This is a genomic window from Sphingomonas sp. URHD0057, assembly GCF_000620665.1.
GTDB lineage: Bacteria > Pseudomonadota > Alphaproteobacteria > Sphingomonadales > Sphingomonadaceae > Sphingomicrobium.
This window is the reverse complement of record NZ_JIAU01000007.1, coordinates 142,741-162,949: the sequence shown is the minus strand read 5'-3', so window position 1 is coordinate 162,949 and position 20,209 is coordinate 142,741. Positions and strand designations below refer to the sequence as shown.

Genomic DNA, 20,209 nt, shown 5'->3' with positions numbered 1-20,209 from the left:
CTTCGATCCGATCGAATAGGGGCATCCATGGACCGCACCGCTTTCCTGGCCACGGCCGCCGTCATCGTTCCGTTCTCACCGGTGATCGCTCAGTCGAACCCTGCAAATGTGCCGGTGGTGTCGGATACTGCCACCACGGCGCAGGCGGAGCCCAGGGCGGACGTTCCGCCGGCATCGCCCAATGCAGCGCCGCCCGCGGCCTCAAATAATATTGTCGTCACTGGTCGCCGGCTCGACATCGCGCGCGATTCGATCACGCCTTCGCTCGGTGCGAGCCAATATACGTTCGACCGCGAAGCGCTGGAGAAGCAGCCGGGCGGCACGAACCTGACCCTGAACAAGTCGCTGCTCCAGGCGCCCGGAGTGGTCCAGGACAGCTACGGCGTCATCCACGTCCGCAACGAGCACGCGAACCTTCAGTACCGGCTGAACGGCGTGATCGTGCCCGAAAGCATCAGCGGGTTTGGCACGACCTTCGATCCAAGGATCGCGAGCTCGATCCAGCTCATCACCGGGACGCTCCCCGCACAATACGGCTATCGCACGGCCGGAGTCGTCAATTTCAAGACGCAGTCGGGCTTGCTCGAAAACGGCGGCGAAGTCGGCATCTACGGCGGCAGCTTCGGCTGGCTCGAGCCCAGCGCGATGATCGAGGGCTCGAGCGGCAATCTCAGCTACTTCGCATCCGCAAGCTATCTTCGCAACGATCTCGGCATCGAGAATCCGCTGCCGACGCGCCGCGCGATCCACGACCGGACGACGCAATTCCGGCCGTTCGCCTACGTTTCCGACATCCTTTCGGACAGCAGCCGCATCGCCGTGTTCGGCGGCAGCTTCATCGGCCATTTCCAGATCCCGAACGTCACCGGCGTGGGCGGTGACTTCACCGTCAACGGCGTCAGTAGCGCCGATGCCGCGAAGCTCGACCAGAACCAGCGCGAGATCACCCATTACGGCGTCGCCGCCTATCAATATGCCGGCAACACGCTCAATTTCCAGATCGCGCCGTTCGTCCGCTATTCGCAGACGCGGTTCACGCCCGATCCGAACTTCGGCGACATCATCTTCACCGGCTTCGCCGACGCGGCGCGGCTGTCCAGCCTCGCAACGGGAATCCAGGCCGACGCCAGCCAGCAGCTCGGCAGCAACCACACGCTGCGCTTCGGTGTCTTTTTCCAGAACGAGCACACCACTTCAAACGTCGTCTCAAGCGTCCTTCCGATCGACGAGTTCGGCGATCAAACCAGCGACGTTCTGATCAACATCGTCGATCGCGGAAAGAAGACCGGCCAGCTCTATGGCGCCTATCTGCAGGACGAGTGGAAGCTCACCCCGACGCTGACGCTCAACTACGGCGCCCGCTACGACATCGTTCACGCGTTCACTCACGAGCGGCAGCTCAGCCCGCGCGCGAACCTGGTATGGCGCGCAACGCCGCTGACGACCCTGCACGTCGGCTATGCACGCACCTTCACCCCGCCGCCGCAGGAGCTGATCGCACCGGCCACCGTCGCGCTCTACAACGGCACCACCAAGGAGTCCGAAATCAAGACCGGCGATCCGGTCAAGTCGGAACGCGAGCATTATTTCGACGCCGGCGTCGAGCAGCGCTTTAACGGCGGGTTCAAGCTTGGGCTCGACGCTTATTACAAGATCAAGCGCAACCTGCTCGACGAAGGGCAGTTCGGCGCCGCGGTCGTCCTGTCCCCGTTCAATTATGCCAAGGGCTACGCCTGGGGTGTCGAGCTAAGCAGCAATTATACGCACGGGCCGATCGACCTCTACGCAAACGTCGCGCGCGGCCAGGAAAAGGCCAAGGACATCAACTCGGCCCAATATTTCTTCGCGCCCGACGAGCTCGCCTACATCCAGAACCACTACATCTACACCGACCATTCGCAGAAATGGACCGCTTCGGGCGGCGGAAGCTACACCATCCGCAACCGGCTCGGGACGCTGGTGCCGACCGCGGATTTCATCTTCGCGTCCGGCCTCCGGACCGACGACCCCGCCGGGATAGTTCCCAATGGCGGCGAGCTGCCGTCCTACTTCGTGCTCAATGCCGGCCTCTCGCAGAACTTCAGCGGCCCCGGCATATTGAAGGGCGTGACGATCCGCGCCGACGTGCTCAACCTGTTCGACAAGGTCTATCAGATCCGGAGCGGCGAGGGCGTCGGCGTCGGCGCCCCGCAATGGGGTGAACGCCGCGGCGCCTTTGCGGGCATCTCGAAGAAGTTCTAGGCGCCATCGAATAGCTGCCGGGCGATCAGCGCAGCGGCTGCCGCGCCGATCAGCTGGGCCGCGATGAACTGCGGCACGTCCTGCGGCGCAATCCCGGCAAAGGTATTCGACAAGCTGCGGGCAATTGTGATCGCCGGATTAGCGAAGCTGGTCGACGAGGTGAACCAATAGGCGGCGGTGATGTAGAGGCCCACGGTCGCCGGAACCCATTCGCGCCGAAAGCGGACGGTGCCTAGAATGGTCAGAATAAGCCCAAATGTCGCTATAAATTCGCCGGTCCATTGGCCGAGACCGCTCCGCGCCTTCACGGACAGCTGCAGCGTCGGCAGACCGAACATCAAATGCGCGGCCCACGCGCCTAGGATTCCAAACGCAAGTTGAACGGCGATGTAAGCCGCCGCGTCGCGCCAGCTAAGCTCGCGCCGCGACGCCGCGACGAGACTCACCGCCGGATTCATGTGCGCGCCCGAGATGGGGCCGAGGACGGCGATCAGAACGAACAGCATCGCGCCCGTTGCCAAGGTGTTGCCTAGCAGGGCGACAGCGTCATTCCCTCGACTGAGGTTCGCGGCCATGATCCCGGAGCCGATCACGGTGGCGAACAGGAAGAATGAACCGATACCCTCCGCCGCGAGGCGCCGGCCGAGAGGCGGTGCATCATCCATTGGGCAAATCCTTCTCGATCAGCGATAGCTGCATGTAGACCGTGTCCAGCCACTGGCCGAACTTGAACCCGACCGAGCGCATCCGCCCCGCTTCGCCAAAGCCGCATGTACGGTGCAGCGCGACCGATGCCGGCTCGCCGCCTCCGATCACGCCGATCATCTGGCGGAAGCCGGCGTCGCGGGCGGCGCCGATCAGTCGCTCCAGGAGCTCGCGCCCGATCCCTTTCCCGAGGTGCTGATGGTGCACATAAATGCTGTTCTCGCATGTGTGGGCATAGGCCGGCCGGTCGCGGAATTGGGTGGCGTAGGCATAGCCGATGACCTCCCCGTCGAGCTCGGTGACCAGGAACGGCCAGCCCTTCGACAGCACGGCGGTGAGTTTGTCCCGCCAGAATAGCATCGTCGGCGGCTCCTCCTCGAAGCTCGCGGTGCCGTGCAGCACATGATGCGCATAGATGGCCGCGATCGCCTCGGCGTCATCGGTCCGTGCGGCGCGAATGGTCGTCACCCGCACCCAATATCACGCACGCCGCAAAAGGAAGAGGCGGCTCGGGAAGGGTATACCGAACCGCCTCTAGGCAGGCGCAACCGGGGAATCTGGGTGCGCGAAAGTTTAGATGTCGATGCCGGCGGCGATCGCCTCGAGCTTGCGGACGCGCTCGCGCAGGTCGGCGATCTCGATCCGCCCACTGGCCGGGGGCAGCGTGCGGTCGCCGGCGGCCTGGGTCAGCTCGAGTCGCTTGAGGTCAAGCCATCCGCTCCACGCCTTCAGGCCGATCAGGCTCGCGGCGCCCAAGCCCAGGATAATGCTCACCGAAAGCGCGGCAATCATGATCGCGTCCATCACTTCTCCTCCTGCCGGAGCGCTTCGATCTCGCGCGCCAGCTCGTCGTTCTGGCTGTTGATGTGATGATCGATCGCCATCAGCCGGCGGTCGGTCGGGTCCAGTTCGGTGCGCATCGCGTGCACCGTCGGCTTGCGCTTCACGACCTGGTCCATGCGGTCGAAGTCGCTCAGGTGCCGTTCGCCGGTCATCGCGCGCCGCTTCTGGACGGCCAGGATGATGCCAACCACGGCATAGGCGATGAGTGCGGTGGTGAAGTCGACCGGCGTCAGCAGCGGCACGGCAATCCACGCGATGCGGATGAAAGTCGGGTCGATCCCGAACTTCGCGCCCAGCGTTGAGCATACACCGGCGATCTTCGCGTCGTGGCGATCGAGCGAGTACGGATAAATCTTGCGCGTCATGCTCTCGGTCCCTTCCTCAATTCGTGCGCGCTTTGAGCGCGGCCTTCATCGCTTCGAGCTCGGCGTCGATCGCGGCCGACGCGTTGAGCTGGTCGATCTCGTCCTCGAGGCTGGTGATGCCCAGCGCCTCGCAGCGGCCTTCGGCGAAATCCGCCCGGCGCTCGAGCAGCTCGAACTTCGAGAATGCATCCTCGGTGCGGTTGCCGTGCATGATCTCGCGCGCTTTGGCCCGGGTGACGGCGCTTTCGAACCGCGCCTGGATCGCGTTCTGGCGGGTCCGGGCCTCGCGCAGCTTGCCCTGGAGCTTGGCGATGTCCGCCTCATAGCCCTTGAGCACCTGCTCGATCTGGCTGATCTCGGCGTGGAGGCCCTCGGCCATCTCGGCCGCGTTCTGCCGCTCGACTAGTGCCTGCTTGGCGAGGTCCTCGCGGTCCTTGCTCAGCGCCAGCTCGGCCTTGGCCGTCCAATTGTCCGTAAGCTCGTCGAGCCGGACGACCGCGCGCCGCATCTCCTTGATGTCGGCGATCGAGCGGGCCGCGGTGGAGCGGACTTCGACCAGGGTCTCTTCCATCTCGAGGATGATCATGCGGATCATCCTCGACGGATCTTCCGACCGGTCGAGAAGCTCGGTCATGTTCGCGGCGAAAATGTCGCGAGCGCGGCTGAATACGGGACCGCTGAACCAGCTGGCGACGGGGCTGAGCCGCGACGCGTTGGTTTCGGGCTCCCGGATCAGCACCGGCGTGCGCACCGGCACCCGAGCTTCAAGGACTTCGAGTTCAGGCATTGAGGGAAACCTCGACAGGGTTGGCATTGGCCTGCGCCGGGGCAATTGCGGCGCCGACGGTGACGGTGCTCATCAGCAGCGCAGCGGCGAGAGCGATGAGGGTGCGAGACGAAGAAGGCGACATTTCAAATTCTCCCTTTTTGATCCGTCGGCTTGGCCTCGGGACCGATGCTGTCTTCTATTCAAGGGTCGTGCCAATCCCGGAAAACCGCCAAAAAACCTTCTAACAGAGGCGGGTTGGTGCATTTTGCCAACCAAGACTTGGTAGGATTCGCCAACGGTCGGTTGGGAACATTCACCGCGTCCGGCGCGTCGAGTCCGCGCACATCGCATGAGGAGTTCCGAGTATGTTGGGTAAGCTTGCAGGCGCGTGGCTGGGCAATAAGATCGCCGGTCCAAACAAGGGCGCCAAAGGCGCGATCCTCGGCTATGGCGCGACTGCCATCGCGCGGCGCGGCGTCCCTGCGCTGGCCGCGGTCGCGCTCGGCGGATGGGCATTCAGGAAATGGCGCGACAAGCGCCGCGCAAACGCCACTTATCCGCCGGACGCGACACCTTCAGCGTAATGCGTGCGAAGCCGCCTTAAGCGCCTGTTTACCAACTTAGATTAGCAATCCGACCATGCGGATTGCTGTCTGGACAATTCGGCGGAAACAGGTGGCGCTTGCTGCCCAGCTGGCGCTCGCGGCGGCCGTGCTGGGCGTGCTTGCGTTCGCTCCGCCGGACCGCGGCGAGATGCTTCTCATCCCACTCGACGGCAGTCCGGTGAGCAGTGCACTGCTCAAGCCGCTGCCACTCGTTGCCGAACGACCCGGGCCGCTGCCCGGGTCATTGCTCGTGTTCGGCTCGAGCGAGGGGTTGTTCCTCCAACTCCTAAGACAGGGCGTGTTGATCCTGTCGGCGCCCCAGCCGCTGTGCGGCGCCTCGCACTCGGGAGGGTGATCGTGAACGAGCTTCTTAAGCTGCGCCTGCGCGGCGTTGTCCTTCTCACCGCTCTCGGCTGGGTGTCGACCGCCGCGCTGCTGGCGTTGACCCTGCTGTTCGACCTTCGCAACGAGACCCAGACCGTCGCCGCTTCGATCGTCATCAACCTGATGCCGACGTGGTTCGCGAGGCAGCGGCGCTACGATTTCCAGGTCGGGGCGATCCTCGGCGTCATGGCGGCAGTCCAGCCCGCGCTGTTGGTCTACCTGCTCAACGGCCATCCGTGGCAGATGGAAGGCCATATGTACTTCTTTGCCGGGCTCGCGGCGCTGACGCTGTTATGCGACTGGCGCCCGATCGCCGTGGCAACCGGGGTGATCGCCGCGCATCATCTGTTGCTGAGCTACCTCGCCCCCGAATGGGTGTTCATCGGTAGCGGCGACCTCGCCCGCGTGTTGGTCCATGCCGTCGCGGTCCTTTTGGTCCTCGGCGTGCTCGGCCCGGTCATGGTCCATATGAGCCGGCTGATCGTCACTCAGGCGGCGGCGCGCGAATCGAGCGAGGAATCGGCCAAATCGGCGCGCGAGGCGCTAGCCGCGGTGAAGGCGGCGGAAGCGGTCGCCGAGACCGAGCGCGACAAGCGCAAGGAAGCCGAGCAAATCGCCAATGCGGACGCCCGGCGCAACGAGCTTCTCTCTCTTGCCGAAACGTTCGAATCGTCGGTGACCAAAATCGTCGAATCGGTCGGTACCGCCGCGGAGCAATTGGCGAACGCAGCAGACGACATGCACCGCTTCGCCAATGAGGCCGGCGAACAGTCGTCGGCCGCGGCGGACGAAGCGACTTCGGCATCGCGGAGCGCGCTCGAGGTCTCGGCTCGGGTCAGCGAATTGTCCAAATCCATCGCCAGCATCGCCGCCACGGCCGACCAGCAGGCGCAGCTCGGCCAGCTCGCCCACCAGACGTCCGAGACCGGGCGCACAGCGATCGCCAACCTCTCCCACCGCACGGCGGACATCGAGGGCTTCGTCACGCTGATCGAGAGCGTTGCCGCGCAAACCAACATGCTCGCGCTCAACGCGACCATCGAAGCCGCCCGGGCCGGCGATGCCGGCCGCGGCTTCGCGGTCGTCGCCGTGGAGGTCAAGGGACTCGCCGGGAAAGCAGCCGAGGCGACGGGCCAGATCAATGCCCTCGTGTCGGGCGTCGGCAGCAGCGCCGACGAAGCGCGCGCCGCGGTCGAGCAGATTTCGCAAGGCATGGGCGAGCTCGCCGACGCGGCGGCGCTGATGCGGCGCGAGATTGCCGACCAGCGTTCGGTGGCGGTGGTGATAGAAAACAATGCCGCCGAAAGCGCCGCCGGCGCCGATGCCATGGCCCGTCGGGTCGGCGACGTTGCACGCTCGACCGGCGAGGCGGTCCAGCTTTCCGAGGAAGTGAAGGCGTCTGCCGCAACCCTCAGCCGGATCGCCACCGGACTTCAGTCGGCGACCGGAAGCTTCCTCTCGAAGCTCCGCGCCGCCTGATCAGCCGGCGTCCGCCGCGCCGGCGTCGTCCGCGGCTTCCGGCGGGCTTTCGAAATAGGGCTCGACCTTGCCCTGAAGCTTGAGCGTCATCGGCTGGCCGAAGCGGTCGCGGCTCTTGCCGGCGACGACGCGGATCCAGCCTTCCGAGATGCTGTACTCGATGACGCTAGTCTTTTCCTGGCCGTTGAACTTGATGCCGACGCCGCGGCTCAGCAGCGCCTCATCGAAATAGGGGCTGCGCGGATCGAGCGAGAGGCGGTCGGGCGGCGTGTCTGGTGAAGTGTCGGCCATGCCGCGCGGCTAGTCAGCCGAACCTTGCGCGTCAACAAACGGGAGTCCCCCTTCGACGAACGCGGGCGCGTCCGATTGCCTTCGCGCGTGAGCCTGTCCAAGGATTTCTCTCGGGAGGGGTTTTCGCCATGCTTCATCGTTCGCTTCTGCTCGCCGCCACCGCTTTGCTTGCGGTCGGCGCATCCGCCCAGCCGGCACCGACCCCGCCGGTTGCGCCACCGATCCCGCAGCCGGGCGCCGCCGAGCCGATGACCCAGGCCAAGCCGGCCAACATTGCGTCCGCTCCGACCGGCGGCAAGGACGAGCAGAAGTGGGACGTCAACGCGCGCCACGGCCCGGGCCACGACGTGCCGATCGATACGACGTCGGGGACGTGGATGAACCTCGATGTGTCCCCCGACGGTCAGGAGATCGCGTTCGACCTGTTGGGCGACATTTACGTCATGCCGATCACCGGCGGCGAAGCGCGCCCGCTGGCGACCGGCAATGCGTGGGAGATGCAGCCGCGCTACTCGCCGAACGGCCGCGAGATCGCCTTCACCTCCGACCGCGGCGGCGGCGACAACATCTGGGTGATGAACCGCGACGGCACCGCTCCGCGCGCCATCACCAAGGAAAGCTTCCGCCTGCTCAACGGCCCCGACTGGACGCCGGACGGCAATTACATCGTCGCCCGCAAGCACTTTAGCTCGGCGCGCTCCCTCGGCTCGGGCGAGATGTGGCTCTACCACCGAACCGGCGTCGGCTCGGGCATCCAGATGACCAAGGCGCGGACCAAGCAGAAGGACACGAACGAGCCGGTCTTCTCGCCCGACGGCCGTTATCTCTACTTCTCCGACGACGCGACGCCGGGCGAGATCTTCCAGTACAGCAAGGACCCCAACGGCCAGATCTACGTCATCCAGCGCCTCGACCGGCAGACGGGGGATATCGACCCCTACGTTACAGGTCCCGGCGGCGCGGTTCGCCCCACACCGTCGCCCGACGGCAAAACGCTCGCCTTCGTCCGCCGCATCCGCGGTAAGTCGAACCTCATGCTGCTCGATATCGCCTCGGGACGAATCGACTCGCTGACCGACGGGCTCGAGCGCGACATGCAGGAAACCTGGGCGATCCATAACGTCTATCCGGGGATCAGCTGGACTCCGGACGGCCGCTCGATCGTTTACTGGGCCGGCGGCCACATCCACCGCATCGACGTCGCCACCAAAGCCGTCACCGACATTCCCTTCCATGTCACCGGATCGCGCTTCGTCGAGGATGCGCTCCACGTCGACAAGCGCATCGGCGAGGACAGCTTCGATGTGAAGATGACCCGCTTCGCCCACGCCAGCCCCGACGGCCGGCGCGTCGTTTACGAAGCGCTCGGCAACCTGTGGATCAAGGACATTGCGGGCAACGCGGCTCCGCGCCGGCTGACCAAGTCGGACGAGCGCGAAGCCTATCCGGTCTGGTCGCGCGACGGCCGCCAGATCGCCTACGTCACCTGGGACGACGACAAGGGCGGCGCGATCAAGGTCGTCACCGCCGGCGGCGGAACCGGCCGGACCGTCACTCCGGAGCCGGGTTATTACCGCGAGCCGTCCTTCTCTCCCGACGGGCGGATGATCGCCTACCGCAAGGGCTCGGACGGCTTCCTCGCGACACCGCTATGGGGAATCGATCCGGGCATCTACGTCCTCTCGCTCGACAAGGGCGCCAAGCCCAAGCGCCTGTCCAAGTCCGGCACCTTCCCGCAATTCGGCAAGGACAGCGAGCGCGTCTTCTTCGTTGATGCCGACAGCGACAATAACCAACTTTTCAAGTCCGTCGACGTGACCGGCGCCGACCCGATCACCCACCTCAAGGGCACCAACGCCGCGGAGTTCGCGCTGTCGCCCAACGAGCAGTTCATCGGATGGACCGAGCGCTACCAGGCGTTCGTCATGCCGTTCGTGCGCAGCGGCCGCACGATCGACATCGCCGCCGACGCCAAGGCGCTGCCGCAAACCAAAGTCAGCGGCGACGCCGGCGACTATCTCCACTGGTCGGGCGACGGCAGCACGCTCTATTGGACGCAAGGGCCGGACCTCTATGCGCGCCGCGTCGACCTCGCCGGGTTCGACGGCGCCAAGACCGGCGCCCCGCCGCCGATCGCGCACCTCGGCTTCGTCTCGGCCGCGCCGCACCCGACCGGAATGCTGGCGCTGACCAACGCCCGCATCGTCACCATGAACGGCGATCAGGTGATCGAGGGCGGCACCATCCTCATCGACGGCAACCGCATTTCCGCGGTCGGGCCGGCGGCAACCGTCGCGGTTCCGGCCGGAGCGCGGGTCATCGATACGGCTGGGAAAACGATCCTGCCCGGCTTCATCGACGCCCATTGGCACGGGCCCCACGCGTCCGACCAGGTCGTGCCCGATCAGGACTGGGTCTATTACAATTCACTCGCTTACGGCGTGACGACGGTCCACGACCCTTCCGCCGACACGCACGAAGTGTTCGCCTCGTCCGAGCTGCAGAAGGCCGGCAAGATCCTCGGCCCTCGCGTCTTCTCGACCGGCACCATCCTCTACGGAGCCGAGACTCCCTTCATGGTCGAGGTCGGCTCGGAGGAGGACGCTTTGACCAACCTCCGCCGCCTCAAGGCGTCCGGCGCGTGGTCGGTGAAAAGCTACAACCAGCCCCGCCGCGAGCAACGCCAGATGGTCATCGAGGCCGCGCGCCAGCTCGGCCTCGAGGTCGTGCCCGAGGGCGGGTCGCTGTTCATGCACAACATGACGGAGATCGCCGACGGCCACACCACGATCGAGCACTCGCTCCCGGTGCCCCACATCTACGACGACGTGCTGCAGTTCTGGCGCGGCTCGAAGACGGCCTGGACCCCGACTCTGGTCGTCGCCTACGGCGGCCCATTCGGCGAATATCATTGGTACCAGCACACCCAAGCCTGGGCCGAGCCGATCGAGGCGAAATGGGCGCCGCAGGGACTGCTCGACGCGCGTGCGCGCCGCCCGACGATCGTCCCCGATGATGAGGACAATCTTCTCAACGTCGCCCGCCAGACCAAGCAGATCAGCGACTTGGGCATCCCCGTTTCAATCGGTGCGCACGGGCAGCGCGAAGGACTTGGCGCCCACTGGGAGATATGGGGCTTCGCGCTCGGCGGGATGAGCAACATGGAAGCGCTGCGCACGGCGACGATCAACCCGGCTCGCGCGCACGGACTCGACCACGACCTCGGCTCGATCGAAGCCGGCAAGCTCGCCGACCTCGTAGTGCTCGACAAGAATCCGCTCGACGACATCCACAACTCCACGAGCGTCCGTTACACGATGATCAACGGCATGCTTCTCGACGGCGACTTGAACGCCGTCGCCGGCGGCACCCACAAGACGAAGCCGTTCTGGTTCCATCAGTCCGCGGGCGGCAATTACTCCGAAGGCACGACGGTCGGCGTCCCGCACGAGGATTGACGCTCAGAGTTCGCTCGCGAGCAAGTGTCTGCTTTGGGTGGAAAGCAGACGTTAGGAACGACTAGTCGAGCAGGTGTCACCTAGCTTCTGCCATGTCGGCGCGCCGGGCGTGACATAACCGCGTTCGACCACCTTGCCGTTCTTGCAGCTTATCTGAACTGCGCCCTCGATCCTCGGGACGCCGACGCGCACATAAGCTAGGTTGAGAAGCGGCTGCTTATGGCCCCACCCATCGATCAACTGCGCTGAATTGACCTTTCGGCTGGGGTCGAGAAGCACGACACTCCCGGTAAAGGCGAGGGTCGCAGCTGCTACGACGGGGAAGGCCCCAGCCATGAGGGCTAGTCGTTTGAAGCGCATTCATGTGTGCTCCCTCAACGAGCAGAGTGACTGACGGATCTAATGTCTGCAATGGGTCGGACTCAGACGGCAAGAGTGAGTGGAAAGCGGACAGTTCCGGTCTAGGAGGCAATCGATGGTTTGGGGAATGAACCACCCTCCGGTGAGCAATGATTTTTATCTGGCTGGTGAGTTCGAGGGCCGGAAAGGTGTCTCAAGCGGGTGGCGCGAACGCCTAAAGCGGCATTTCGATAACGATATGTCCGCCCAAGACCAGGCAATCTTCCAAGACGAACATAATAATGGAGCCCATTGGTACGCATGTCATGCCATCGGGAAGTTTTCGGTGCGCCCGCAGCGTCGTCAAAGAATCGATGACCGATCGACCGCTGCCATACTGAGTCATGAAGTCCCCACGTATTTTCATGCCAAGGGTAATTGCAGCAAGCATCCTTCTCTGGCTTTGTTTGCTGGTCCGGTTTTCTCCGTGGACGAACCGCTGAAAGCATTCATCGAATGGCTAGAGCCCGGCGTGCATCGCTTTTTCCCGATCGAGGTTCGGCCAATCCGAGGCTCGCCGCCCCCGACTCCCCGTTACATTCTCATTGTCCAGCAAGAGCTGGACAGCTTCTCGGAGGAGCACAGCAACAAAGGATCGTTCAGAAAGGATTGCGACAAAATACAGCACTCGGAAAAACCCAAAGACATGTGCGGCCTTGCCTTCCGCAAGGCGGACTTTACCGGCTCGCACCTGTGGTATGAGCGGAGAATAGCTAGTTTCCTGCTGTGCATCTCAGAGAGATTACAGGCGGAAATCGCCGACGCAGGTCTGCGTATCCCCAGGCACTTCCAGATGAAGGAAGTCTAATCGTTCGAGGCCGAACATCGACCCTCCGCGAGGAACATGCCTTGGGATTGCTAATGTCCGCAGTGGGTCGAAAGTGGACATAACCGAGATGTGCGGAAAGCCGGATATCGGCAGACGAGAGTTTGCGCGACGTCGCGGGAGCGAACTGCTACTTGCGCGCTTGCGAGCAGGCCTTGCCGGGGTGGGTCGCGGTTCGCCGTTGTGTTGGGTTTTCAACCGATGGCAATCGAATGGAGTTTCAGGTCGACTGCGGAACGGTTGAGCAAGCAACCGCCCTCATGCGAACGCCTGCATACGCCGAGAACCCGGTCGGGGTGAGCTATGATCCCGATGCGCTGCTCGCGCGGTTCGAAGCTGGCGAGCCGGAGGAAACGCTACTCGCAATGCCCGCGGGTCCCCCTTCGCCGATTCCGGCGGCGCACGGCATGAACTGAGAGCAGCTGGAATCTAGTCTAATGTCCGCAATGCGTCGAAAGCAGACATTAGGAGAGTGCCGCCTGCCTTAGGGTCTGGTGCATTGTTTCAAAATGCGGCCGCGCGAAGAGCAGTGTGAAGCTGCCTGGCCCTGCCTAGCGGGAAAGCATCGTATAGAGGCCCAGGCCGACCCCCACGAGAAATAGCCAGAAGGGCAGTCTTTCTAACAGGGCTCGCAGCCGCGGATGGTCACGCATATCCCGGCATCCTGCCAATGTTTCAATCGCTTGCCAGCTACCGTTCGGTAGGGCCTGGTGTCTTGACGACACAATGTAAAGCCTCCTTTACGCCGAGAGTTGCCGCATCCTCAAGTCGGGTTTAAGCGCTCGCTCCGACCATGAGCGACAAGGACCCCTCGCTGCGCCGCAACGCGCCTCGCCTGGCGCTCCACGTGCCCGAACCGCCGTTCCGGCCAGGCGATACGCCGGACTTTTCCGGCCTTAAGATCCCCGCAGCTGGAAGCACCTCGCGCCCCGACACGACCGCGCCGGCGGCGGAGACTCATCCGCTCGCGACGCAACTCGTCCGCGTCCTCGGCGACGACCACAAAGCGGTCAGTCCGTGGGACCCCAAGCTCGACGCGGACACGCTGCGCAAGATGCTGCGCGACATGGTTACCGTGCGCATTTTCGACGATCGCATGTACCGCTCCCAGCGCCAGGGAAAGACCAGCTTCTACATGAAGTGCACTGGGGAGGAGGCAATCGCGATCCCGGCGCAGGCGGCGCTCGACCGCGACGACATGCATTTCCCGACCTATCGCCAGCAGGGCCTGCTCATCGCGCGCGGCTATCCGCTGGTCGAGATGATGAACCAGATCTACTCGAACAAGGGCGACAAATTGAAAGGCCGCCAGCTCCCGATCATGTATTCGGACAAGGCGCACGGCTTCTTCTCGATCTCGGGCAACCTCGGCACCCAGTTCCCGCAAGCGGTCGGCTGGGCGATGGGCGCCGCGATCAAGGGCGACAGCCGGATCGCCATGGGCTGGGTCGGCGACGGCGCCACCGCGGAAGGCGACTTCCATTCCGCCCTCACCTTCGCCGCCGTCTACAACGTGCCCGTCGTCCTCGCCGTGGTGAACAACCAGTGGGCAATCTCCAGCTTCTCCGGAATCGCCGGCGGCGAGCGAGCGACCTTCGCCCAGCGCGCGGTCGGCTACGGCATTGCTTCGCTCCGCGTCGACGGCAATGACGCGCTGGCGGTTTACGCCGCGACAAAATGGGCGAGCGAGCGGGCGCGCGCGAACAATGGCCCCACCCTGATCGAGTTCTTCACCTATCGCGCCGAAGGTCATTCGACCTCTGACGATCCGAGCGGTTACCGGCCCACCAACGAAGCCAAGCTGTGGCCCCTCGGCGACCCGATCGAGCGCCTCAAGGTCCACCTCATTGCGCTCGGCGAATGGGACGACGAGCGCCACGCTGCGATGACCGCAGAATGCGACACCGCGGTGCGTGCCGCGCAGAAGGAGTCCGAGAAGCTCGGCATCCTCCCCGAACAGGGCAAGGACGGCATCGAGACGATGTTCGACGACGTCTACGCCGACGTGCCGTGGCACCTGGCCGAGCAGCGCGAACAGGCGCTCGGCGAGGCGAACTCCTGATGCCGACCATGAACATGATCCAGGCGCTCAACGACGCCCACAAGGTGACAATGCGCGCCGACGACGACATCGTCGTATTCGGCGAGGACATCGGCTTCTTCGGCGGCGTCTTCCGTGTGACCGAAGGACTTCAGAAGGAATTCGGCCACACCCGGGTGTTCGACGCGCCGATCAGCGAAGGCGGAATCGTCGCCGTTGCGGTCGGCATGGCCGCTTACGGCGTGAAGCCCCTCGTCGAGATCCAGTTCGCCGACTACATCTACCCGGGCTACGACCAGATCGTCAGCGAAGTCGCCAAGATGCGCTACCGCACCGGCGGCGAATGGACCATGCCGATGGTCATTCGCACCCCCTATGGCGGCGGCATTTTCGGCGGCCAGACGCACAGCCAGTCGCCCGAGAGCCTGTTCACGCACATTGCGGGCTTGAAGGTCGTGATCCCCTCGACGCCCTATGACGCCAAAGGCCTGCTGATCAGCGCGATCGAAGACCCCGACCCAGTCATCTTCTTCGAGCCCAAGCGCATCTACAATGGCCCCTTCGACGGCCACCACGATCGCCCGGTCAAGCCCTGGTCCAAACATCCCGCGAGCGAAGTGCCCGAAGGTCATTACATCGTTCCGCTCGGCAAGGCCGCGGTGGTCCGCGAAGGCGAGGCGCTCACCGTCCTCGCCTACGGCACTATGGTCCACGTCGCGCTTGCCGCGGTCGAGGAGCAGGGCCTCGACGCCGAGGTCATTGACCTGCGTACTCTCGTCCCCCTCGACATCGAAACGATCGAGCGCTCGGTCGAGAAGACCGGCCGCTGCCTCATCGCGATGGAAGCGCCGCGCACCTCCGGCTTCGCGTCTGAGTTGGCCGCCCAGGTGCAGGAGCGCTGCTTCTATCATCTCGAAGCGCCGGTCGAGCGCGTGACGGGCTGGGACACGCCCTACCCGCACGCCTACGAATGGGCCTATTTTCCCGGCCCGAAGCGGATGAAGAAGGCCCTCGAGAAAGTGATGGCGGATTAGATGGCTCGCTACGAATTCAAGCTGCCCGACATCGGCGAAGGCATCGCCGAGGCCGAGATCGTCGCCTGGCACGTCAAGGTCGGCGACACCATCGGCGAGGACCAGCAGATCGCCGACATGATGACCGACAAAGCGACGGTGGAAATGGAATCGCCAGTGGCCGGCAAGGTGCTCGAGCTCGCGGGCGAAGTTGGCGACCAGATCCCGATCGGCTCGGTCCTGGCAGTGATCGAAACCGAGAGTGCGGAAGCGTCACCGGGAGAGCCGACTCCGGCTCCGGAAAGCGTCGACGAGCGGCCGCTTGGCGATGGGGCCTCCGTTCCCACCCCTGAACAGGCAAAGGAGCTTCCGGTCACGGCGGTGGAGGACAAGCCGGCGGCATCTCCCGCCCCAGCCCCCGAGCCGCGCGTCGAGCCCGAAGTCGCGAAGAAGGAGAGCGGTGGCGGAGTCCACGTGCTCGCCTCGCCAGCGGTCCGTGCCCGCGCCCGCGACCTCGGCATCGACCTCGGCGAGGTGAAGACCATGTCGGACCGCATTCGCCATTCCGACCTCGACGCGTATTTGCTCTACAATGGCGGCAGCGTTTCCAGCCGTGGCACGGCCGCGCCGCGCAAGGACGAGACGATCAAGGTCGTCGGCCTGCGCCGGAAGATCGCGGAAAACATGCAGGAGGCGAAGCGCCGCATCCCGCACTTCACTTTGGTCGAGGAGTTCGACGTCACCGATCTCGAGGACACGCGGGCGATGATGAACCGCGACCGGGGGTCGAACCCGAAGCTGACCCTCCTGCCCTTCCTCATCACCGCAATGGCGCGCGCCCTGCCAGACTGGCCAATGCTGAACGCAACCTACGATGACGACGCCAACGTCATCACCCGCCACGGCGCGCTTCACCTCGGCATGGCGACGCAGACTCCCAATGGATTGATGGTGCCCGTCATCCGCGACGCGCAGGGCAAGAGCGTGTGGGATCTGGCGCGCGACATCGGCCGCCTCGCCGAGGCGGCGCGGACCGGCAAGGCGGCGCGCGAGGATCTCTCCGGCTCCTCCATCACCCTCTCCAGCCTCGGCCCGATGGGCGGGGTCACCTCGACGCCCGTCATCAACCGCCCCGAGGTCGCAATTATCGCGGTCAACAAGGTCGAGGAGAAGGTCGTCGTGATCGACGGCGAGATCGAGGTCCGCAAGCGGATGAACCTGTCATTGAGCTGCGACCATCGCGTGGTCGACGGCTGGGATGCCGCCAACTTCATGCAGGCGCTCAAGGGCTACATCGAGAACCCGCTACGGCTGCTCTCGGCCTAGGCCGCCGGCGCGCCGGTCTTCATGCCGTCGCGAAGCATGGCGCGGAGCTCCGGGCTGTCCTCATGGCCATGCACCTGCACCGCATGCTGCGCGGCGGCTTCGACCAGCTCATCTTCGCTGTCGGCGGAAATAGAGACCGTGCAGCCCGACTCGCTCGGGTAGTCGCGGCAGTCGATAGTCTTGCGGTCCATGTCGGCCTCCTCCGTGCAATGGGACGCGTGAGAAGTGCGCCCCGGCTGCCCATCCGGTCAAGTTAAAGGCACGGCTACGGCTCTCCGATCACGGGATTGGACTCACGCGCGGCCTGATCGTGCGGAGTGCTCATCGGAATGCACGCGGCGCGCGACGGAACCAGGTCGTTCGCGACCTTCTTGAGCTGCAGTTCCGTCTCGCCCGGTTTCAACTGGGTCGTCCAGACCTGGACCCGCCAGTTCAAATAGCGCGCGTCCTGCAGCGTGCTGTTGAGTTCGAACACCATGTCCGGGGTCAGCCGATGGAGATGTTCTAGCGACCTTAGCCGCGCCCAATCCGCCTGTTCGGTGATCATCACGCCGGTGATGTTGCGCATGATGGAGTACATTAGCCCATAGTCGGCGAGATCCTTGGGCGGCAGGAGCGCCGCTCGTCCCGCTTGGGAGATGGCGTCCCAGCGGACTGTCTGCATGGTCCAGAATTGCGGACGGCCGATCCAATTGGGCGGGACCACCGTCGCTCCTGCGTCGCCGCGATCGAGCAGACTCTGGATCTCCGCCAGCCGGTGCTCGACGCATTGTCGCTGAGCAGTCCGCGAGGCGAGCCTCGCCATGTTGATCTCGAGTTCGGCCTGGATGGATTCTCGTGCGTCGCGCGCGTCGCTGCGGTGATGCACGTCCTCGACGAGTTGTTGAGCCGCGAGCGCGACCAGCACGCCGGCGACGATGATCCCGACCTCTCCGACGAACACGCGCCAGCCGTGCAGCGGCTTCGGCAGATGGAAATGCATGATCGCCCCCGTGAACGGGACGCTAACAGATCATGTCGCCGCCGCAACAGTCGCGCGGAACGCGCCTACTTCTTTCCGATCTCGCGCCAGCTCTTCTCGCTGACCTCCACGCCGTGCTTGTCGGCGGCCTTCTTGATCCGCCGCCACGCTGCGTCGCGCTCGTCGTCGCTGACGCCTTCGACCTGATTGAACCGGGCAATGGCGTTGCGCACATGGCTCGCATTGTTGAGCGGTTCCTTGCGCTCCTTGGGAAAGGCGAACTGATCCTCGTCGAGGCGGTCGCGCTGGGCTTCGTTGAGTTCGGCCACGATTGATCTCCTGCTCAAGGGAGATTCAAGAACGCGCCCCACTGCCATTCGCTTCATGAAATGAGCCCCGACGCTCCGTGGAGAGGATGAGTAGGAGCGCCGGGGCTCGCGGGCGGCGTCAAGGGGCGACGACGCCGCACGCCACAGCTGAAGGACGAAGCGTTACCGAAATACGGGAGTCGCTCCCGACCCGGTCCGGCGGTCGCCCGCCGCGGCGAGCTTCTCGCCCAATTCGGCGATGCGCTGCTCGCCGCGTTCGAGGGCTTCAGCCGACGTGTGTACCGAATAATAGCCAAGGTGCAGGTCGTTCGGGTGCGGCACCGCGGAGCCGAGCACGAACATCGCATCCTCGTCGCCCTCGGCCGCAAGCCGGAGCGGCGCTTCGCTTCGATCGAACACGGCCATGTCGCCCGCCGACAATTGCTCGCCGGCCTCGACTTGGCCGCGGGCGATCGCAAGCCACGCGACGCTGTGGCCCGTCGGCGGCTGGTACGTCCAGCTCTCGCCGGGCTTGAGCGTGACCAGCAGGTAATTGATCCCCTCGGGCGCGCGCACAGGACTTTCGACGCCATCGTACGCACCGACGATCACGTGCGCCGGCCCGGCTCGCTGTATCTGCGGCGCTTCGAGATACTGGCTTTCCGACGGTCCGTTCTCAAGCTCCGGCGGCAGAGCGATCCACAATTGGAAGCCCTGGAACCTCGGCGAGGTCCCCGGCGCGAGCTCCTTCCCGTGCCACATGCCGCCGCCGGCGCGCGACCACTCGACGCCGCCATAGGTAATCGTCCCCTGGCCCGAGTCCGGATCGTCGAAGCGTACGTCGCCCTTGGTGAAGACCGTGATTGTGCCGATCCCGGAATGCGGGTGCACCGGCATGTCCATCTGCCCGCCCTCGACCTCGAACAGGTCGAGGAACACGAATGGCTTCAGCACCTGCCCGAGATCGGACGGACTCATCAGGCGCGTGATCGGGCCGTGCCCGCTGCCGCGTGTGCGGTGGACGATGGCGCGTTGCGTTCGGATCAGAGTGTCGATCATTGAAAAACTCCCGGGCGAGCAGCGGAGGACTGGAAGGCAATTCCTATTCAGGCGCCGCCAATGGCTAGGCCGCGAGACGGATGGTTTCTCCGAGCGCATTCTCGATCGCCGCGACGCGATGCTCGGGGCTGAGGTTGACGCCCTCGGCGACGACGAACTCGGGCTCGATGCCGATCATGTTGAACACGCCGCGCAAATAGGTCTCGACATGCTCGAACGCGGCCGTCGGCGAGCCTTCGCTGTAGATGCCCCCGCGGGCGATGGCGATGATCACGCGCTTGCCCTTGGCCAGTCCCTCGGGCCCATTCTCGGTGTAGCGGAAGGTCGCGCCGGCGATGACGATGCGGTCGATCCACGCCTTGAGCTGACTCGGCACGGTGAAATTGTACATCGGCGCGCCGATCACGATGGTGTCGGCCGCCATGAACTCATCGAGCGTGCGGGTGTCGGCGAACGCCTCGAGCGTCAGGTGCGGCAGCGGGTTCGCGGCGAGGTCGCGATAAACCACTTCCTCGCCCCACAGCGCGCCCTTCAGCTGATTGACGATCGAGCCGCTGACCTCGCGGCTGGCGCTGGTATTGCCGTTGATGCTGCTGTCGATGTGCAAGATGGTCACTATTGCCTCCTAAGTATGGATTTGTTACCGAGGCACCCTAAATAACCATGAGCGAATCGCCCGCAAGAACGCACTTTTTTGTGACGGACGAACAAATTTGTGGCGCGGGAACAGCCGTGTGACCGGAGGACCAGAATGAAAGACCCAACCAACCCCGTGTGCCGGACCATCAGCACGCTACTGTCGCGGATCGGCGACAAATGGACGGTGCTAGTCGTCGGCACGCTCGGCGAAGGCTCGAAGCGTTTCAATGAGCTAAGGCGCGAGATCCCGAGCGTGTCGCAGCGCATGCTGACGCTGACCCTCAGGAACCTCGAGCGCGACGGCCTCGTCAGCCGCACAGTGACCCCGACGATCCCGCCGCGCGTGGACTATGAGCTGACCGAGCTTGGCCATTCGCTGCTGGAGCCGATCACGGCGCTGTCGCAATGGGCGCTCGGCAACATCGAGGCGATTCACGCCGCCCAGGCGCATTTCGACGCGGCGCACGACGAAGCCCAGGCGGCCTGACCCATCCCCC

General features: G+C 64.6%; 24 protein-coding genes. 11 read left to right on the top strand and 13 right to left on the bottom strand.

What is annotated here, in order from left to right; all coding sequences use genetic code 11:
- Positions 1-27: 27 nt before the first annotated feature.
- Positions 28-2,241, top strand: a complete 2,214-nt coding sequence (locus N539_RS0106595) for a TonB-dependent receptor (RefSeq protein ID WP_051531567.1) — start codon at positions 28-30, stop codon at positions 2,239-2,241.
- Here N539_RS0106595 and N539_RS0106590 read toward each other — a convergent pair.
- From N539_RS0106590 to N539_RS19115, 6 genes are all read right to left on the bottom strand, one after another.
- Positions 2,238-2,906, bottom strand: a complete 669-nt coding sequence (locus N539_RS0106590) for an aquaporin (protein WP_028969628.1) — start codon at positions 2,904-2,906, stop codon at positions 2,238-2,240. The two genes, N539_RS0106595 and N539_RS0106590, sit on opposite strands and share 4 nt — an antisense overlap.
- Positions 2,899-3,414, bottom strand: coding sequence for a GNAT family N-acetyltransferase (locus tag N539_RS0106585; protein WP_028969627.1), 516 nt, complete (start codon positions 3,412-3,414; stop codon positions 2,899-2,901). Before N539_RS0106585 ends, N539_RS0106590 begins: the two co-directional genes overlap by 8 nt.
- Before the next feature lie 105 nt (positions 3,415-3,519).
- Entirely contained in the window at positions 3,520-3,750 is a 231-nt protein-coding gene (locus N539_RS0106580; RefSeq protein WP_037552427.1) for a hypothetical protein, read from the bottom strand.
- Positions 3,750-4,154: a PspC domain-containing protein gene (locus N539_RS15835; RefSeq protein ID WP_037552425.1), complete on the bottom strand. Its 405-nt coding sequence runs from the start codon at positions 4,152-4,154 to the stop codon at positions 3,750-3,752. Before N539_RS15835 ends, N539_RS0106580 begins: the two co-directional genes overlap by 1 nt.
- A 16-nt stretch (positions 4,155-4,170) precedes the next feature.
- Complete coding sequence (locus tag N539_RS0106570; protein WP_081774241.1) at positions 4,171-4,941, bottom strand: PspA/IM30 family protein; 771 nt, start codon at positions 4,939-4,941, stop codon at positions 4,171-4,173.
- On the bottom strand, positions 4,934-5,065 hold the full coding sequence (locus tag N539_RS19115; protein ID WP_269319421.1) for a hypothetical protein: 132 nt from the start codon (positions 5,063-5,065) through the stop codon (positions 4,934-4,936). The genes N539_RS0106570 and N539_RS19115 overlap by 8 nt, the downstream gene beginning before the upstream one ends.
- A gap of 223 nt (positions 5,066-5,288) precedes the next feature.
- Here N539_RS19115 and N539_RS0106560 point away from each other — a divergent pair, with 223 nt between their 5' ends.
- Genes N539_RS0106560 through N539_RS0106550 form a run of 3 tightly spaced genes read left to right on the top strand, consistent with a single transcriptional unit; the run spans position 5,289 to position 7,391 of the window.
- Positions 5,289-5,507 (top strand): hypothetical protein, encoded by a 219-nt coding sequence (locus N539_RS0106560; RefSeq protein ID WP_028969624.1) that lies wholly within the window; start codon positions 5,289-5,291, stop codon positions 5,505-5,507.
- Between the two features lie 55 nt (positions 5,508-5,562).
- On the top strand, positions 5,563-5,883 hold the full coding sequence (locus N539_RS0106555; protein ID WP_156029799.1) for a hypothetical protein: 321 nt from the start codon (positions 5,563-5,565) through the stop codon (positions 5,881-5,883).
- 2 nt (positions 5,884-5,885) lie between these two features.
- Positions 5,886-7,391, top strand: coding sequence for a methyl-accepting chemotaxis protein (locus N539_RS0106550; protein ID WP_156029798.1), 1,506 nt, complete (start codon positions 5,886-5,888; stop codon positions 7,389-7,391).
- On the opposite strand, the gene N539_RS0106545 is transcribed toward N539_RS0106550, so the two are convergent.
- On the bottom strand, positions 7,392-7,682 hold the full coding sequence (locus N539_RS0106545; RefSeq protein WP_028969621.1) for a DUF3297 family protein: 291 nt from the start codon (positions 7,680-7,682) through the stop codon (positions 7,392-7,394).
- Between the two features lie 128 nt (positions 7,683-7,810).
- Here N539_RS0106545 and N539_RS15830 point away from each other — a divergent pair, with 128 nt between their 5' ends.
- On the top strand, positions 7,811-11,140 hold the full coding sequence (locus N539_RS15830; RefSeq protein ID WP_037552423.1) for an amidohydrolase family protein: 3,330 nt from the start codon (positions 7,811-7,813) through the stop codon (positions 11,138-11,140).
- 51 nt (positions 11,141-11,191) lie between these two features.
- Here the strand turns inward: N539_RS15830 and N539_RS0106535 are convergent, their stop codons facing one another.
- Positions 11,192-11,476 carry a hypothetical protein gene (locus tag N539_RS0106535; RefSeq protein WP_028969620.1) on the bottom strand — a complete coding sequence of 95 codons (285 nt, stop codon included), beginning with the start codon at positions 11,474-11,476 and terminating at the stop codon, positions 11,192-11,194.
- 151 nt (positions 11,477-11,627) lie between these two features.
- On the opposite strand from N539_RS0106535, the gene N539_RS18420 reads away from it, so the two are divergent.
- From N539_RS18420 to N539_RS0106505, 5 genes are all read left to right on the top strand, one after another.
- A complete protein-coding gene (locus tag N539_RS18420; protein WP_197018357.1) occupies positions 11,628-12,347 on the top strand; it encodes an imm11 family protein in 720 nt (239 codons plus the stop codon).
- A gap of 278 nt (positions 12,348-12,625) precedes the next feature.
- Positions 12,626-12,781 carry a hypothetical protein gene (locus N539_RS15825; protein WP_156029796.1) on the top strand — a complete coding sequence of 52 codons (156 nt, stop codon included), beginning with the start codon at positions 12,626-12,628 and terminating at the stop codon, positions 12,779-12,781.
- 377 nt (positions 12,782-13,158) lie between these two features.
- Entirely contained in the window at positions 13,159-14,427 is a 1,269-nt protein-coding gene (locus N539_RS0106515; protein WP_028969617.1) for a 3-methyl-2-oxobutanoate dehydrogenase (2-methylpropanoyl-transferring) subunit alpha, read from the top strand.
- An 8-nt stretch (positions 14,428-14,435) separates the two neighbouring features.
- Complete coding sequence (locus N539_RS0106510; protein ID WP_037552488.1) at positions 14,436-15,440, top strand: alpha-ketoacid dehydrogenase subunit beta; 1,005 nt, start codon at positions 14,436-14,438, stop codon at positions 15,438-15,440.
- Entirely contained in the window at positions 15,441-16,745 is a 1,305-nt protein-coding gene (locus N539_RS0106505; protein ID WP_028969615.1) for a dihydrolipoamide acetyltransferase family protein, read from the top strand.
- Here the strand turns inward: N539_RS0106505 and N539_RS0106500 are convergent.
- The 5 genes from N539_RS0106500 to N539_RS0106480 all read right to left on the bottom strand — a co-directional run bounded on the left by N539_RS0106500 (position 16,742) and on the right by N539_RS0106480 (position 19,689).
- On the bottom strand, positions 16,742-16,936 hold the full coding sequence (locus N539_RS0106500; protein ID WP_028969614.1) for a DUF1059 domain-containing protein: 195 nt from the start codon (positions 16,934-16,936) through the stop codon (positions 16,742-16,744). The genes N539_RS0106505 and N539_RS0106500 overlap by 4 nt on opposite strands.
- A 74-nt stretch (positions 16,937-17,010) precedes the next feature.
- Positions 17,011-17,727, bottom strand: coding sequence for a hypothetical protein (locus tag N539_RS0106495; RefSeq protein ID WP_028969613.1), 717 nt, complete (start codon positions 17,725-17,727; stop codon positions 17,011-17,013).
- A gap of 65 nt (positions 17,728-17,792) precedes the next feature.
- Positions 17,793-18,035, bottom strand: coding sequence for a DUF6582 domain-containing protein (locus tag N539_RS0106490; RefSeq protein ID WP_028969612.1), 243 nt, complete (start codon positions 18,033-18,035; stop codon positions 17,793-17,795).
- Between the two features lie 162 nt (positions 18,036-18,197).
- Positions 18,198-19,073 carry a pirin family protein gene (locus N539_RS0106485; RefSeq protein WP_037552417.1) on the bottom strand — a complete coding sequence of 292 codons (876 nt, stop codon included), beginning with the start codon at positions 19,071-19,073 and terminating at the stop codon, positions 18,198-18,200.
- 64 nt (positions 19,074-19,137) lie between these two features.
- A complete protein-coding gene (locus N539_RS0106480; RefSeq protein ID WP_028969610.1) occupies positions 19,138-19,689 on the bottom strand; it encodes an FMN-dependent NADH-azoreductase in 552 nt (183 codons plus the stop codon).
- 135 nt (positions 19,690-19,824) lie between these two features.
- On the opposite strand from N539_RS0106480, the gene N539_RS0106475 reads away from it, so the two are divergent.
- The gene (locus N539_RS0106475; protein ID WP_028969609.1) at positions 19,825-20,199 is read left to right on the top strand and encodes a winged helix-turn-helix transcriptional regulator; all 375 of its coding nucleotides are present in this window, start codon (positions 19,825-19,827) and stop codon (positions 20,197-20,199) included.
- Positions 20,200-20,209 lie beyond the last annotated feature (10 nt).

Bases quoted from the DNA above. Each gene is read 5' to 3' on its own strand.
- N539_RS0106595 (WP_051531567.1), top strand. From the start codon at position 28: ATGGACCGCACCGCTTTCCTGGCCACGGCCGCCGTCATCGTTCCGTTC.
- N539_RS0106590 (WP_028969628.1), bottom strand. From the start codon at position 2,906: ATGGATGATGCACCGCCTCTCGGCCGGCGCCTCGCGGCGGAGGGTATC.
- N539_RS0106580 (WP_037552427.1), bottom strand. From the start codon at position 3,750: ATGGACGCGATCATGATTGCCGCGCTTTCGGTGAGCATTATCCTGGGC.
- N539_RS15835 (WP_037552425.1), bottom strand. From the start codon at position 4,154: ATGACGCGCAAGATTTATCCGTACTCGCTCGATCGCCACGACGCGAAG.
- N539_RS0106570 (WP_081774241.1), bottom strand. From the start codon at position 4,941: ATGCCTGAACTCGAAGTCCTTGAAGCTCGGGTGCCGGTGCGCACGCCG.
- N539_RS19115 (WP_269319421.1), bottom strand. From the start codon at position 5,065: ATGTCGCCTTCTTCGTCTCGCACCCTCATCGCTCTCGCCGCTGCGCTG.
- N539_RS0106560 (WP_028969624.1), top strand. From the start codon at position 5,289: ATGTTGGGTAAGCTTGCAGGCGCGTGGCTGGGCAATAAGATCGCCGGT.
- N539_RS0106555 (WP_156029799.1), top strand. From the start codon at position 5,563: ATGCGGATTGCTGTCTGGACAATTCGGCGGAAACAGGTGGCGCTTGCT.
- N539_RS0106545 (WP_028969621.1), bottom strand. From the start codon at position 7,682: ATGGCCGACACTTCACCAGACACGCCGCCCGACCGCCTCTCGCTCGAT.
- N539_RS15830 (WP_037552423.1), top strand. From the start codon at position 7,811: ATGCTTCATCGTTCGCTTCTGCTCGCCGCCACCGCTTTGCTTGCGGTC.
- N539_RS0106535 (WP_028969620.1), bottom strand. From the start codon at position 11,476: ATGGCTGGGGCCTTCCCCGTCGTAGCAGCTGCGACCCTCGCCTTTACC.
- N539_RS18420 (WP_197018357.1), top strand. From the start codon at position 11,628: ATGAACCACCCTCCGGTGAGCAATGATTTTTATCTGGCTGGTGAGTTC.
- N539_RS15825 (WP_156029796.1), top strand. From the start codon at position 12,626: ATGCGAACGCCTGCATACGCCGAGAACCCGGTCGGGGTGAGCTATGAT.
- N539_RS0106515 (WP_028969617.1), top strand. From the start codon at position 13,159: ATGAGCGACAAGGACCCCTCGCTGCGCCGCAACGCGCCTCGCCTGGCG.
- N539_RS0106510 (WP_037552488.1), top strand. From the start codon at position 14,436: ATGAACATGATCCAGGCGCTCAACGACGCCCACAAGGTGACAATGCGC.
- N539_RS0106505 (WP_028969615.1), top strand. From the start codon at position 15,441: ATGGCTCGCTACGAATTCAAGCTGCCCGACATCGGCGAAGGCATCGCC.
- N539_RS0106500 (WP_028969614.1), bottom strand. From the start codon at position 16,936: ATGGACCGCAAGACTATCGACTGCCGCGACTACCCGAGCGAGTCGGGC.
- N539_RS0106495 (WP_028969613.1), bottom strand. From the start codon at position 17,727: ATGCATTTCCATCTGCCGAAGCCGCTGCACGGCTGGCGCGTGTTCGTC.
- N539_RS0106485 (WP_037552417.1), bottom strand. From the start codon at position 19,073: ATGATCGACACTCTGATCCGAACGCAACGCGCCATCGTCCACCGCACA.
- N539_RS0106475 (WP_028969609.1), top strand. From the start codon at position 19,825: ATGAAAGACCCAACCAACCCCGTGTGCCGGACCATCAGCACGCTACTG.